At 69.1% G+C, this 13364-nt stretch carries 13 protein-coding genes; 8 read left to right on the forward strand and 5 right to left on the reverse strand.

The window, feature by feature from the left end; all coding sequences use genetic code 11:
• Positions 1 to 3: 3 nt before the first annotated feature.
• The 4 genes from ACYVIH_RS16175 to ACYVIH_RS16190 are packed head-to-tail and all read right to left on the reverse strand — an operon-like array spanning position 4 to position 4092.
• A complete protein-coding gene (locus ACYVIH_RS16175) occupies positions 4 to 822 on the reverse strand; it encodes an ABC transporter permease (RefSeq protein WP_460870512.1) in 819 nt (272 codons plus the stop codon).
• Positions 819 to 1724 (reverse strand): ABC transporter permease, encoded by a 906-nt coding sequence (locus ACYVIH_RS16180; RefSeq protein WP_460870513.1) that lies wholly within the window; start codon positions 1722 to 1724, stop codon positions 819 to 821. The genes ACYVIH_RS16175 and ACYVIH_RS16180 overlap by 4 nt, the downstream gene beginning before the upstream one ends.
• Positions 1721 to 2845: an ABC transporter ATP-binding protein gene (locus ACYVIH_RS16185; protein WP_460870514.1), complete on the reverse strand. Its 1125-nt coding sequence runs from the start codon at positions 2843 to 2845 to the stop codon at positions 1721 to 1723. Before ACYVIH_RS16185 ends, ACYVIH_RS16180 begins: the two co-directional genes overlap by 4 nt.
• A 5-nt stretch (positions 2846 to 2850) precedes the next feature.
• Positions 2851 to 4092, reverse strand: coding sequence for a polyamine ABC transporter substrate-binding protein (locus ACYVIH_RS16190; RefSeq protein ID WP_460870515.1), 1242 nt, complete (start codon positions 4090 to 4092; stop codon positions 2851 to 2853).
• Between the two features lie 184 nt (positions 4093 to 4276).
• Here ACYVIH_RS16190 and ACYVIH_RS16195 point away from each other — a divergent pair, with 184 nt between their 5' ends.
• The 6 genes from ACYVIH_RS16195 to ACYVIH_RS16220 all read left to right on the forward strand — a co-directional run bounded on the left by ACYVIH_RS16195 (position 4277) and on the right by ACYVIH_RS16220 (position 10255).
• Positions 4277 to 4756, forward strand: coding sequence for an Lrp/AsnC family transcriptional regulator (locus ACYVIH_RS16195; protein WP_460870516.1), 480 nt, complete (start codon positions 4277 to 4279; stop codon positions 4754 to 4756).
• Entirely contained in the window at positions 4741 to 6159 is a 1419-nt protein-coding gene (locus ACYVIH_RS16200) for an NAD(P)/FAD-dependent oxidoreductase (RefSeq protein WP_460870518.1), read from the forward strand. The genes ACYVIH_RS16195 and ACYVIH_RS16200 overlap by 16 nt, the downstream gene beginning before the upstream one ends.
• A gap of 74 nt (positions 6160 to 6233) precedes the next feature.
• Positions 6234 to 6638: a hypothetical protein gene (locus ACYVIH_RS16205; RefSeq protein ID WP_460870519.1), complete on the forward strand. Its 405-nt coding sequence runs from the start codon at positions 6234 to 6236 to the stop codon at positions 6636 to 6638.
• Complete coding sequence (locus ACYVIH_RS16210) at positions 6554 to 7789, forward strand: alanine/glycine:cation symporter family protein (protein ID WP_460870520.1); 1236 nt, start codon at positions 6554 to 6556, stop codon at positions 7787 to 7789. The genes ACYVIH_RS16205 and ACYVIH_RS16210 overlap by 85 nt, the downstream gene beginning before the upstream one ends.
• A 139-nt stretch (positions 7790 to 7928) precedes the next feature.
• A complete protein-coding gene (locus ACYVIH_RS16215) occupies positions 7929 to 10070 on the forward strand; it encodes a carbon starvation CstA family protein (RefSeq protein WP_460870521.1) in 2142 nt (713 codons plus the stop codon).
• Positions 10067 to 10255 carry a YbdD/YjiX family protein gene (locus tag ACYVIH_RS16220; RefSeq protein ID WP_460870522.1) on the forward strand — a complete coding sequence of 63 codons (189 nt, stop codon included), beginning with the start codon at positions 10067 to 10069 and terminating at the stop codon, positions 10253 to 10255. The genes ACYVIH_RS16215 and ACYVIH_RS16220 overlap by 4 nt, the downstream gene beginning before the upstream one ends.
• Before the next feature lie 90 nt (positions 10256 to 10345).
• On the opposite strand, the gene ACYVIH_RS16225 is transcribed toward ACYVIH_RS16220, so the two are convergent.
• The gene (locus tag ACYVIH_RS16225) at positions 10346 to 12232 is read right to left on the reverse strand and encodes a propionyl-CoA synthetase (protein ID WP_460870523.1); all 1887 of its coding nucleotides are present in this window, start codon (positions 12230 to 12232) and stop codon (positions 10346 to 10348) included.
• 35 nt (positions 12233 to 12267) lie between these two features.
• Between ACYVIH_RS16225 and ACYVIH_RS16230 the strand changes: the two genes are divergently transcribed.
• Entirely contained in the window at positions 12268 to 12426 is a 159-nt protein-coding gene (locus ACYVIH_RS16230) for a hypothetical protein (protein WP_460870524.1), read from the forward strand.
• Between the two features lie 68 nt (positions 12427 to 12494).
• Positions 12495 to 13358, forward strand: coding sequence for a serine protein kinase RIO (locus tag ACYVIH_RS16235; protein ID WP_460870525.1), 864 nt, complete (start codon positions 12495 to 12497; stop codon positions 13356 to 13358).
• The last annotated feature ends 6 nt before the right edge of the window (positions 13359 to 13364 follow it).

The raw sequence follows: 13364 nt of genomic DNA on the forward strand, positions 1-13364 counted from the left end.
CGCTCAGCGACGGCCCAGGCGGCGCCGCGCGTTCAGCTCGCCCACGACCACCAGCCCCAGCGCGAGCAGGAACATGATGGTGCCGACGACGTTGATCTGCGGGGGGATCCCGCGCTGGGCGGCGCCCCACACGAACATCGGGAAGGTCACGGTCTGTCCCGACACCAGGTTGGTGATGATGAAGTCGTCGAAGGACAGCGAGAAGCTGAGCAGCGCGGCGGCGAGGATGCCGGGGAACACCAGCGGGAAGGTCACCCGCCAGAAGGTCTGCCACTCGTTGGCATAGAGGTCCATCGCCGCCTGTTCCAGCCGAGGGTCGAGGCCGGCGAGCCGGGCCTTGACGGTGACCACGACGAAGGACAGACAGAACATCACGTGCGCCACGAACACGGTCCAGAACCCGAGCTGCCCGGAGAACCCGGCCGCCACGAACAGCGCCAGCAGCGAGGAGCCGAGCACGATCTCGGGCGAGGCCATCGGCAGGAAGATCCCGACGTTCGCCACCGAGCGTCCCAGGAACCTGTGCCGCGCCATCGCGAACGCCATCAGGGTGCCCAGCGCGGTCGCGACCACCGTGGCCAGGAACCCGATCTGGATGCTGTTCGTGACCGAGTCGCACAGCTGGTAGGGCCCGCAGATGTTGGTCCAGTTGTCCAGGGTGAAGGCGTCGAAGGAGTAGCTCTGCCGGCCGGCGGGCTGGTTGAACGACATCAGGATGACGACGCCGACCGGCAGCAGCATGTAGAGCAGCACGAGCAGCGCGAAGGCCAGCACGAGGCGGTCGCCGACCCAGCGCCGGGTGCGGGAGACGGTCAGGCTCATACCAGCTCCTCGCTGCCGGACCGGCGCACGTAGACCGCGACCAGCGTGATGATGGCCGCCATCAGGGTCACCGAGAGCGCCGCGGCGACCGGGTAGGAGCCGGCCGCGAAGAGGTCCTGGATCTCGTTGCCGATCATCCGGGTGTTGGGCGTGCCGAGCAGCTCGGAGTTGATGTAGTCACCGGCCGCCGGGATGAAGGTCAGCAGCGTGCCCGCGACCAGACCGGGCATCGCCAGCGGGAGGGTGACCTTGCGGAACGTCGTGAACGGAGAGGCGTAGAGGTCGGCCCCGGCCTCGAGCAGCCGGGGGTCGAGCTTCTCCAGGCTGGCGTAGAGCGGCAGCACCATGAACGGCAGGAAGTTGTAGGTCAGGCCGGTGACCACCGCGAACGGTGTGGCGAGCAGGTGGCCGTCAGGGCCGAGGATGTGCAGGGTGCGGAAGGCGTCGACGAGCCAGCCGTTGTCCCCGAGCAGCAGCTGCCACGACAGCGTGCGGATCAGGAAGCTGGTGAAGAACGGGGCGATCACCAGGATCAGCATGAGGTTCTTCCAGCGCCCGGCCTTGAACGCGATCGCGTAGGCCAGCGGGAAGCCCAGCAGTACGGCGGCCACGGTGGCGATGCCGGCGTAGACGAAGGAGCGCCACAGCTGCGGGCCGTAGTCCTGGACCGCGTCGACGTAGTTGCGCCAGTGGAAGGTCATCTCGTAGCCGGTGAGCAGCGACCCGCTGGGGTCGTAGAGGCTGGTGCTGATCAGGGTCACCAGCGGCACGGCGAAGAAGACCAGCAGCCACAGCCCGCCGGGCAGCAGCAGCAGGTAGCCGGTCAGCCCCCGCTTGCGCTGCTCCTCGCCTCCGGAGGCCTGCTGCTCACCGGCCCCGACGTGCGCGGCCGCTGCGCTCACAGGTCCTCCTCCCGCTCCACTCCCGCGGTGGCGTCCTGGGAGGCGTCGAGGACGAACGTGTGCGCGGGCATCCAGTGCAGGTCCACCCGGTCGCCGGGACGGAACGACTCCCGGGCGCCGGTGTTCTGCTCGAAGACCATCAGCTCCTGCCCCCAGGGAGTGCGGGCGAGGTACTGGGTGCTCACCCCCACGAAGCTGACGTCGGTGACCACGGCGCCGCCGAGCAGGTTCGAGCCGTCGTCGCTCTCGGTGTCCGCAGACGCGAGGAACACCTTCTCCGGACGCACCCCGACCCAGACCGCGCCCTCGGTGGACCGGGCCCGCGAGGCGGGTGCCACCAGCTTGCTGCCGTGTACGTCGAGCAGCAGCGTGTCCTGGTTGCGCTCCAGCACCCGGCCTTCCACGAGGTTGGACTGGCCGAGGAAGTTGGACACGAACGTGGTGGCCGGGCTCTCGTAGAGCTCCTGCGGGTCACCGAGCTGCTCGATCACGCCGGCGTTCATCACCGCGATGGTGTCGGCCATGGTCATGGCCTCCTCCTGGTCGTGGGTGACGTGGACGAAGGTGATCCCGACCTCGGTCTGGATCCGCTTCAGCTCGATCTGCATCTGGCGGCGCAGCTTGAGGTCGAGGGCACCGAGCGGCTCGTCGAGGAGCAGCACCTGCGGCCGGTTGATCAGCGCCCGGGCGAGCGCGACGCGCTGCTGCTGGCCGCCGGAGAGCTGGGCGGGACGGCGGCCGGCGTACTGTCCGAGCTCGACCAGCTCGAGCATGTCGGCGACCTGCTTCTTGACGTCCTTGACGCCCCGACGACGTAGCCCGAACGCGACGTTCTCCGCGATCGAGAGGTGCGGGAACAGGGCGTAGCTCTGGAAGACGGTGTTGACCGGACGCTTGTAGGGCCGGAGCCGGGTGATGTCGTTCTCGCCGAGGTGCACCGTGCCGCTGGTCGGGTCCTCCAGGCCGGCGACCATGCGCAGCGTGGTGGTCTTGCCGCAGCCGGAGGGACCGAGCAGCGCGAAGAAGGAGCCCTCGGGCACGGTCAGGTCGAGGTCGTCGACGGCCGCGAACGAGCCGAACCGCTTGGTCAGTGAGGTCAGGACGAGGTCGGAGCCGGCCATGGGGGTCAGGCTCCGATCACCTGCGCGAAGTCGCGCTCGTACTCGGTGCGCTTCGCCTCGTCGAGGCCCATGAAGCCCCAGGTGTTGGCGAGGAACTCCTCGTCGGGGAAGATCAGCGGCTGGTCGACCAGGGCCGGGTCGATCTTCTCCATCGCCTCCCGGGCCCCCTCGACCGGGCTGACGTACCAGACCCAGGCGGCCAGCTGGGCGGCGACCTCGGGGTCGTAGTAGTAGTCCATCAGCTTCTCGGCGTTGGTCTTGTGGGTGGCCTTGTTGGGCACCAGCATGTTGTCCGACCACAGGGACAGGCCCTCCTCGGGCACCACCCACTTGATGTCGGGGTTCTCGTCCTGCATCACCATCACGTCACCCGACCACGCCTCGCACGCGACGAGGTTGCCGGCGTTGAGGTCCCGGATGTAGTCGTTCCCGGTGAAGCGGCGGATCTGTCCGGAGGTGACGTACTCCTGGAGCTTGTCGAGGGCCTGGCCGAACTGGTCGTCGTCGAAGTCCTCCGGGTCGGCACCGACCAGCTTGAGCATGAAGCCCATGGTGTCGCCCATCTCCGAGAGCAGGCTGACCTTGCCCTTGAGGTCGGCGCGGGTCATCAGCTCCTCGAAGCTGCCCACCTCGCCGGTGTACTTGGCGTTGTAGGCGATGCCGGTGAACCCGCTCTGCCACGGCACGCTGTACTTGCGCTCCTTGTCCCAGCCGGGTGAACGCAGGTTGGCCAGCAGGTTCGCCTCGACGTTCGGCATGTTGCCGCGGTCGAGCTCCTGGATCCAGCCCAGCCCGACCATGCGGGCGGCCATCCAGTCGGTGAGCACGATGATGTCGCGGCCGATCGGCTCGCAGGCACCGAGCTGGTTGCGCACCTTGGCGAAGAACTCGGCGTTGTCGTTGACGTCGGTGTTGTAGGTGACCTTGATCCCGGACTGCTCCTCGAACTGCATCAGGGTGGGGATCACGGTCTGCCGCTTGCCGTCGACCTTCTTGGTCTCCACGTCGATGTACTCCGGCCAGTTCGAGAAGTTCAGCACCTTCTCGGTGGCCGACAGGTCCTCGCTGACGCACTCCGAGGCGGTCTGCTTGGCGCCCTCGGTGCCGCAGGCGGCCAGGAGCGAGGGGCTGCCCAGGGCGAGCGCCGAGATCGACGCGCCACGCAGGAAGCCTCGCCGGCTGACCCCGCGGGCCCCCAGGGCGGACATCAGGTCACGTCCGGGTCGGTACACCGAGTGCTGGGTCATGGGGGCATCCTCCTGACGGCCGGCCACGCACGGGCACGGATGGCGAAATCCGTGAGGATCTTGTCAAAGCCGGAGCGGGCATACAAGGGATTTCGTAGATCCGAAACATGAATGCAACGAAATCGCTCGCCAGATCCCCTCGAACCTTTGACGCGGTTCAACCCCGGCTGACACTATTCGTCCCGTGAGCAGATCAGCGAGGTCCGGCGGCAGCGGCGTCTCCCTCGACGAGGTCTCCAAGGCCATCATCGAGGAGCTCCAGCAGGACGGACGACGTTCCTACGCCGCCATCGGCAAGGTCGTCGGCCTGTCCGAGGCCGCGGTGCGCCAGCGAGTCCAGCGCCTCATCGACAGCAACGTGATGCAGGTGGTCGCCGTCACCGACCCGCTCGAGCTCGGGTTCGCCCGGCAGGCGATGATCGGCATCCGGGCCCACGGCGAGCTCGAGCCGATCGCCGACGAGCTCGCCGGGATGGACGAGGTCGACTACGTGGTGATCACCGCCGGGTCGTTCGACCTGCTCGCCGAGGTGGTCTGCGAGAGCGACGAGCACCTGCTCGACGTACTCTCCCACCAGATCCGCAAGATCGACGGGGTCGTGTCCACCGAGACCTTCATGTACCTCAAGCTCCGCAAGCAGACCTACTCGTGGGGCGTGCGCTGAACCACGACCCGGCCGCCGGCCGGTACCGCTCGCTGTCGCTGTGGCACGAGACTGCGGGCGACGACTGGGTGCCGCGCGAGGCGCTGAGCCGCGACCAGCGCGTGGACGTGGCGATCGTCGGCGCCGGCTTCACCGGGCTCTGGACCGCCTACTACCTGCTGCGGGCCGACCCGACGCTCAAGGTCGCCGTGCTCGAGAAGGAGGTGGCCGGGTTCGGCGCCTCCGGGCGCAACGGTGGGTGGACCTCGGCGCTCTTCCCCGCCTCCCTGGACAAGGTCGCCGCGCTGCCCGGGTCGGACCGTGACGCCGCCCTCGCGCTGCACGCCGCGATGCGGGCGACGGTCGACGAGGTGGGCCGGGCGGCCGCCGCGGAGGGCATCGACGCCCACTTCGCCAAGGGCGGCACGATCTCGCTGGCGCGCTCGGCTGCGCAGCTGCGTTCGGCGCGGGCCGAGATCCAGCACGCCCGGAGCTGGGGCCGCGGAGACGACGACCTGCGGCTGCTGTCCGCCGACGACGCCCGGGCCCGGCTGGCGGCGACCGCGGTCCGCGGCGCCACCTTCACCCCCGACTGCGCGGCCATCCACCCGGCCCGGCTGGTCCGGGGCCTGGCCGAGGTGGTCGACTCGACCGCCGGCGGCAGGATCTACGAGCAGACGCCGGTGACCTCGGTGGAGCCGCACCTGGTCCGCACACCCGGCGGCACCGTGTCCGCCGACGTGGTGGTCCAGGCCACGGAGGGCTACACCGCCGCGCTGCCCGGTCGGAGACGCACGGTCGCACCGGTCTACTCACTGGTGATCGCCACCGAGCCGCTCCCTGACCGCACCTGGGAGTCCATCGGCCTGCGGGAGCGCGAGACGTTCACCGACTTCCGGCACCTGATCGTCTACGGCCAGCGGACCCGCGACAACCGGCTGGTGTTCGGCGGCCGCGGCGCGCCGTACCACTTCGGCTCCCGGGTCTCGCCTCGTTTCGACCGGGACCCGAAGGTGTTCGCCGCGATCTGGGCGGCGCTGCGCGCGATGTTCCCGGCGCTGTCCGGGGCGAAGGCGACCCATGCCTGGGGTGGCGTGCTGGGCGTGCCGCGGGACTGGACGGCCTCGGTCGGGCTCGACCCCGCCACCGGGCTCGGCTGGGCCGGTGGGTACGTCGGCGACGGGGTGAGTACGACGAACCTGGCCGGCCGGACCCTCCGCGACCTCGTGCTCGGCCGGACCAGCGACCTGACCGCCCTGCCCTGGGTGGGCCACTCCTCCCCGCTGTGGGAGCCGGAGCCGCTGCGCTGGCTGGGCGTCAACGCCGGGCTGCGCACGATGGCGCTCGCGGACCGGGAGGAGCGGCTCACCCGGCGACCGAGCCGGCTCGCCCGCGTGATGTCACCGCTCGTCGGCGGGCACTGAGCAGCGGGCACTGAGGAGATTGCGAACCTCTCGGTAGCGTTTGAGGTCGCCATGAGGGGATATCTGTCCTGGTCATGAACCAGGCATCCGGCACGATCCTCGCGGCAGAGTCCACCACCTGGCCCTGGCTGGCCTCGGTCGAGAAGGCGATCAACGAGTTCTTCGACCCTCTCGCGGACACGGTGAGCGGCGCGATCTTCTACGCGCCGAACATCTTCGGGGCGGAGGTTCCGCTCATCGTCTTCTGGCTCGTGCTCGCGGCGGCGATCTTCACGATCTACTTCCGCGGCATCCAGTTCACCGGTTTCCCGACTTCCCTCGCCCTGGTGCGGGGGAAGTTCTCGCGTGAGAGCGACCCCGGCGAGGTCACCACTTCCAGGCGCTCTCCTCGGCGGTGTCGGGAACCGTCGGGCTCGGCAACATCGCCGGTGTCGGCGTCGCCGTCACGGTCGGTGGCCCCGGTGCGACGTTCTGGATGATCATCGCCGGCGTGCTCGGCATGGCGACCAAGTTCGTCGAGTGCACGCTCGGGGTGAAGTACCGCGAGGTGCACGAGGACGGCACGGTCACCGGCGGCCCGTTCCGTTACCTGCCGGTGGCCTTCGAGAGGTTCGGCACGCCGGTCTCCAAAGGGCTGACGGTCGTCTTCGCCGTCGCGCTGTTCCTGTTCGGCGCCGTGGGCGGCAACATGTTCCAGGCCAACCAGACCTTCGCGCAGGCCCGTGAGGTGACCGGCGGCGAGGACGGTTTCCTCGGCAGCCCCGGCTCGTCGCTGATCTTCGGCATCCTGCTCGCTCTCGGTGTCGCCGCGGTGATCCTCGGGGGCCTGAAGTCGATCGCCGCTGTCACGAGCAAGCTGGTCCCGATCATGGGCATCGGCTACCTGCTCGCCGCCGGCCTGGTGATCCTCGGCAACTTCGCGCAGATCCCTGATGCCCTGGGCGCGATCATCTCCGGCGCGTTCAACCCCCAGGGCGTCGCCGGCGGCGTGCTCGGCGTGCTGATCATCGGCTTCCAGCGCGCGGCGTTCTCCAACGAGGCCGGGGTCGGCTCGGCGCCGATCGCGCACTCCGCGGTAAAGACCAAGCACCCGGTGAGCGAGGGCTTCGTCTCGCTGCTCGAGCCGTTCATCGACACCGTGGTGGTGTGCACGATGACCGCGCTGACCATCGTGATCGCCAACCCGGAGTACTACCAGGACGCTCGTGCCACGGTCGCCGGCGGCGGCGACGCACCCGACGGCGTCGTCGTCACCTCCCGAGCGTTCGAGACCTTCCTGCCGCAGTTCCCGGTGGTCCTCGCCGTCGCTGTCGCGCTCTTCGCGTTCTCCACGCTGATCACCTGGAGCTACTACACGATGAAGGCCTGGACCACGCTGTTCGGGCGGTCCCCGCGCAGCGAGCTGACCTTCAAGGTCGTCTTCGTGCTGTTCACCGTGGTCGGGACCGTGATGACCTTCGAGTCCGTGCTCACCTTCGCCGACTCGATGCTGTTCGTCTGCGCGATCGTCAACCTCTTCGCCTGCTACCTGCTGCTGCCCAAGGTGCTCGAGGAGCTGCGCAGCTTCCGCCAAGGTCGTCGCAACGGCGAGATCTGCGAGGTGCCGGTCGAGGAGCGCGCCAACACCTGAGAACCCGGACCCGATGGTGGCGATCGGTCTCGTAGAGGAGTAGACAGGTCCTCGCACCAGACTGCCGAGCCCACCGGGCTCGCCGACGAGGGGAAACGTGATGTCGACGACGACACCGACAGAACAACGAAGCAGGCGGATGACACCGAAGTCGATGGCGATCTGGGCTGTGGTCGCCGTCGTCGGCGCCGCCTCCTGGACCGTGTTGGCACTCTCCCGCGGCGAGGAGGTGTCGGCTCTGTGGATCCTGTTCGCCGCGCTGGCGTCGTACGCCATCGCCTACCGCTTCTACGCCCGGTTCATCGCCTACCGCGTGCTCGGTGTGGACGACACCCGCGCGACACCTGCGGAGCGGCTGCACAACGGCATCGACTACGACATCACCGACCGGCGAGTGCTGTTCGGGCACCACTTCGCCGCGATCGCCGGAGCCGGTCCGTTGGTCGGGCCGGTGCTCGCGGCCCAGATGGGCTACCTGCCCGGCACGATCTGGATCATCGTCGGCGTCATCTTCGCCGGTGCCGTGCAGGACATGGTGATCCTGTTCTTCTCGATGCGCCGTGACGGCAAGAGCCTCGGCCAGATGGTGCGTGAGGAGATCGGCGTGGTCGGCGGCATCGCCGCCCTGATCGCGGTGTTCGCGATCATGATCATCATCCTGGCCGTCCTGGCGCTGGTCGTCGTGAACGCCCTGGCCGAGTCGCCGTGGGGCGTCTTCTCGATCTCGCTGACGATCCCGATCGCGCTGTTCATGGGCTTCTACCTGCGCCACATCCGCCCCGGTCGGGTGATGGAGGTGACCGCCATCGGCGTCGCGCTCCTGCTCCTCGCGATCGTCGGCGGCGGCTACGTCGAGCAGATGGGCCTCGCCGACGCACTGACCCTCTCCAAGGAGCAGCTGACCCTCGGCCTGGTGGTCTACGGCTTCGTGGCCTCGATCCTCCCGGTCTGGATGCTGCTCACCCCGCGCGACTACCTCTCGACGTTCATGAAGATCGGCGTCATCGTGCTGCTCGCCGTCGGCCTCGTCATCGCCGCACCGCTGCTGCAGAACGAGGCGGTCACCGACTTCGCGATCGAGGGCACCGGCCCGGTCTTCGCCGGCAAGCTCTTCCCGTTCGTCTTCATCACCATCGCCTGCGGGGCGCTGTCGGGCTTCCACGCCCTGATCTCCTCGGGCACGACCCCGAAGATGGTGGCCAAGGAGAGCCAGGTCCGGATGATCGGCTACGGCGGGATGCTGATGGAGTCCTTCGTGGCGATCAGCGCCCTGATCGCGGCCTCGGTCATCGACCAGGGTCTGTACTTCGCGATCAACTCCCCCGGCGGCGCCACCGGCGGCACCGCCGAGGCAGCGGCGGAGTTCGTGCGGGGCCTCGGGTTCACGATCAGCCCGGCCGACCTGACCGCCGCGGCGGCCTCCATCGAGGAGGACACGCTGATCTCTCGCACCGGCGGCGCACCGACGCTGGCCTTCGGCATCTCGCTGATCTTCACCGAGGCGTTCGGCGGCGGGCTGGCCGCGTTCTGGTACCACTTCGCGATCATGTTCGAGGCGCTGTTCATCCTCACCGCCGTCGACGCGGGCACCCGGGTCGGCCGGTTCATGCTGCAGGACACGATCGGCAACATCTGGCCCAAGTACGCCGACATCTCCTGGCGCCCGGCGTCATGGTCGGCCAGCGCGATCGTGGTGGGTCTGTGGGGCTACATGCTGTACGTCGGCGTCACCGACCCGCTCGGCGGCATCAACCAGCTGTTCCCGCTGTTCGGCATCGCCAACCAGCTGCTCGCCGCGATCGCGCTGACCCTGGCCACCACGCTGCTGATCAAGCACGGCAAGGTGAAGTGGGCCTGGGTCCCGGGTGTCGGCCTGGTCTGGGACCTGATCGTCACCATGACCGCGAGCTACCAGAAGGTGTTCTCCGCCAACCCGAAGATCGGCTACTTCGAGCAGCGCTCGGTGTACCAGACCGCGATGGACAACGGCGAGGTCCTGGCCCCGGCCACCGACATGGACCAGATGCAGCAGGTGGTCACCAACTCGACGGTCAACGGCACCCTGCAGGCGCTGTTCGCCCTGCTCGTGCTCGTGGTCGTGGTCAACGCCCTGTGGATCTGGGTCAAGGCGGTCCGGGCCGGCAGCCTGCCGACCACCGAGGTGCCCAAGCAGCCCTCGCACCTGGTCGCTCCCTCCGACTTCTTCGCCACCAAGGAGGAGAAGGAGGCCGTGCGCGAGTGGGAGGCGAGCCAGGGCGACCTGGTCGGGGGCAGGCGATGAGGGACACGCTGTTCCGCGTCCAGCGCGGGGTGATGTGGTACCTCAAGCAGGCAACCGGCGAGGCCAAGTGGGAGGAGTACCTCCAGCAGTGCGCTCATGAGGGCCGCGAGCCGATGTCACGCAAGGAGTTCGAGCGGCACCGCGCCGACCATCGCGAGGCCAACCCCCAGTCGCGCTGCTGCTGAGCGCGTTCACCGAGGTACGCAGGACGTCTCCCTCTTCCCGTGGCTTGTCGGCCACGGGAAGAGGGAGACAGCCCCCGGAAGCAGGCCCGGCTACTGCTCCTTGCGCAGCGCCGGTCGGAGCTTCTCGAGCACGCTCTCGTCCTCGATCGTCGAGGGGACCATCGCCTCCTTGCCGTCGGCGATCTCCCGCATCGTCTTGCGCAGGATCTTGCCCGATCGGGTCTTCGGCAGCCCGCCGACCACGGTCACGTCCTTGAACGCCGCGACCGCGCCGATCTCGTCGCGCACCATCGCGACCAGCTGCTGCTTGATCTCCTCCGGGTCGTCGGTGACTCCGGCCTTGAGCACGACGAACCCGCGCGGCAGCTGACCCTTCATCGGATCGGCGGCCCCGATCACCGCGCACTCCGCGACGGCGGGGTGCTGGGCGATCACCGCCTCCATCGAGCCGGTCGACAGCCGGTGTCCGGCGACGTTGATGACGTCGTCGGTGCGCCCCATGACGTAGAGGTAGCCGTCCTCGTCGAGGTAGCCCCCGTCGCCGGAGAGGTAGTACCCGTCGTACGCCGAGAGGTAGGAGGAGACGAACCGCTCGTCGTCGCCCCACAGCGTGGGCAGCGTGCCGGGCGGGAGCGGCAGCCGGATGCAGATCGCACCTTCCTGTCCCGCCGAGAGCGGTGAGCCCTTCTCGTCGAGCACCTGCACGTCGTACCCGGGCACCGGGACGCTCGGCGAGCCGGGCTTGATCGGCATCGGCTCGAGGCCACGGAGGTTCGAGGCGATCGGCCAACCGGTCTCGGTCTGCCACCAGTTGTCGACCACCGGCACGCCGAGGGTCTCCGTGCTCCAGGTGTAGGTGTCCGGGTCGAGCCGCTCCCCGGCCAGGAACAGCGTGCGCAGCGACGAGATGTCGTGCTCGGCGAGCAGCTCGCCGCGCGGGTCCTCCTTCTTGATCGCCCGGATCGCGGTCGGCGCGGTGAACAGCGCCTCGACCTTGTGCGCGGCGACCACGCGCCAGAAGGCGCCGGCGTCGGGGGTTCCGACGGGCTTGCCCTCGTACAGCACCGTGGTGGCGCCACTGATCAGCGGCGCGTAGACGATGTAGCTGTGGCCGACCACCCAGCCGACGTCGGAGGCGGCCCACCACACCTGCCCGGGGTGGATGTCGTAGATGTTGGGCAGCGACCAGGCCATCGCGACCGCGTGGCCGCCGGTGTCGCGGACGATGCCCTTGGGCTTGCCGGTGGTGCCGGAGGTGTAGAGCACGTAGAGCGGGTCGGTCGCGGCGACCTCGACGCACCCGGCCGGGTTCTGCAGGCCGGCCTTCATCGCCACGTCCCAGTCGACGTCGCGCGGGTCGGTCATCTCCGCGCGCGCCTGCGGACGCTGCTTGATCACGCACGCCCCGGGCTTGTGGGTGGCCAGCTCCAGAGCCCGGTCGAGCATCGGCTTGTACTCCACCAGTCGGGTCGGTTCGATGCCGCAGGAGGCCGACACGACGACCTTCGGCTGCGCGTCGTCGATGCGGATCGCCAGCTCGTGCGGCGCGAAGCCGCCGAAGACCACCGAGTGGACGGCACCGATCCGGGCACAGGCCAGCATCGCGATCACGGCCTCGGGGATCATCGGCATGTAGATGACCACCCGGTCACCCTTCTCGACCCCGAACCCGCGCAGCGCTCCGGCGAACGCCGCGACCTTCTCCAGCAGCTCGGCGTAGCTGAACCGCTGGACCGTGCCCGTCACGGGGCTGTCGTAGATCAGCGCCGTGCGGTCGGCGTGGCCGGCGACGACGTGGCGGTCGAGCGCGTTGAAACAGGTGTTGAGCGTCGCGTCCGGGAACCAGCGGTAGAACGGCTTGCGTGAGTCGTCCAGCACCCGGTCGGGCTTCCTGATCCAGTCGACGAGCCGGGCCTGCTCACCCCAGAACGCCTCGGGGTCCTTGATGCTGCGGTCGTACTCCTCGCGATATCCCATGAGCCCATCTTGGGGTGCCGGTCGGCTCCGGGCCAGTGGGCCGGGCCGGGTACGTCGCCCAGGCGACCCCGTCGCGCGACGAGCGGCTGGGCGGCGGGCGCCGGGAAAACCGGTTGCCCGCCCGCCGTACGTCGGTCACGCTGGCCACCTGGGCCGGCCCGACGTGGGCCGCCATCGAGCAGAGAGGGGCGTGACATGACGACGACTGTCCTCGGCGTGCCCGCAGCCGACCTTCCCTCTCACTCATGGAGCAGCCCCAGCGATGTCACACGACGTCAACCCTGACCCCTTCTTCGTCTTCGACTTCCAGCCCCTCGACGACCCCGACGAGCATCCCGGCGACGGCGTCCACGCACAGCGGTGGAGCACGTACTGGGACGTCGAGCGGCTCTGCCGCGGCCCGGAGCCGGTGCCCGACTGGGTGGTCACCGACCGCGCCGCGATCGACACCGACCTCGGCGTTCTCAAGACCGGCAAGGAGGCCGACGTCTTCCTTCTCGAGCGTGCTGTGCCCACCGAGGACGACAGCGGTCCTGCCGTCCTGATGGCCGCCAAGCGCTACCGGTCCGAGGAGCACCGCTCCTTCCACCGCAGCAGCGCCTACACCGAGGGGCGCCGCACCCGCAACACCCGCGACGCCCGGGCGATCGCCAAGCGCACCGCGCACGGGCGTGCGGTCGCGGCCGGCCAGTGGGCGTGGGCGGAGTGGGAGGCGATGAAGCGGTTCTGGTCCGCCGGCGTACCGGTCCCCTACCCGGTGCAGATCGACGGCACCGAGATCCTGATGGAGCTGGTCACCGTCGGCGACGAGGTGGCGCCCCGGCTCGCGCAGACCCGGCCGGAGCCCGACCTGCTGGTCTCCTACTTCGACCAACTGCGCGACGCGATGGCGGTGCTCGCCGAGCACGGGATCGCACACGGTGACCTGTCGCCGTACAACATCCTCGCCGCCGGTGAGCGGCTGGTGATCATCGACCTGCCCCAGGCGGTGGACCTCGTCGGCAACCCGACCGGAGCGGACTTCCTGATGCGCGACTGCCACAACGTCTGCACCTGGTTCGTCTCCCGTGGCCTGGAGGTCGACGAGCACGCGCTGTTCGCCGAGCTGCTGGCCGCGGCGTTCTGAAGCGCG

The sequence above is a fragment of the Nocardioides pakistanensis genome, assembly GCF_054781215.1.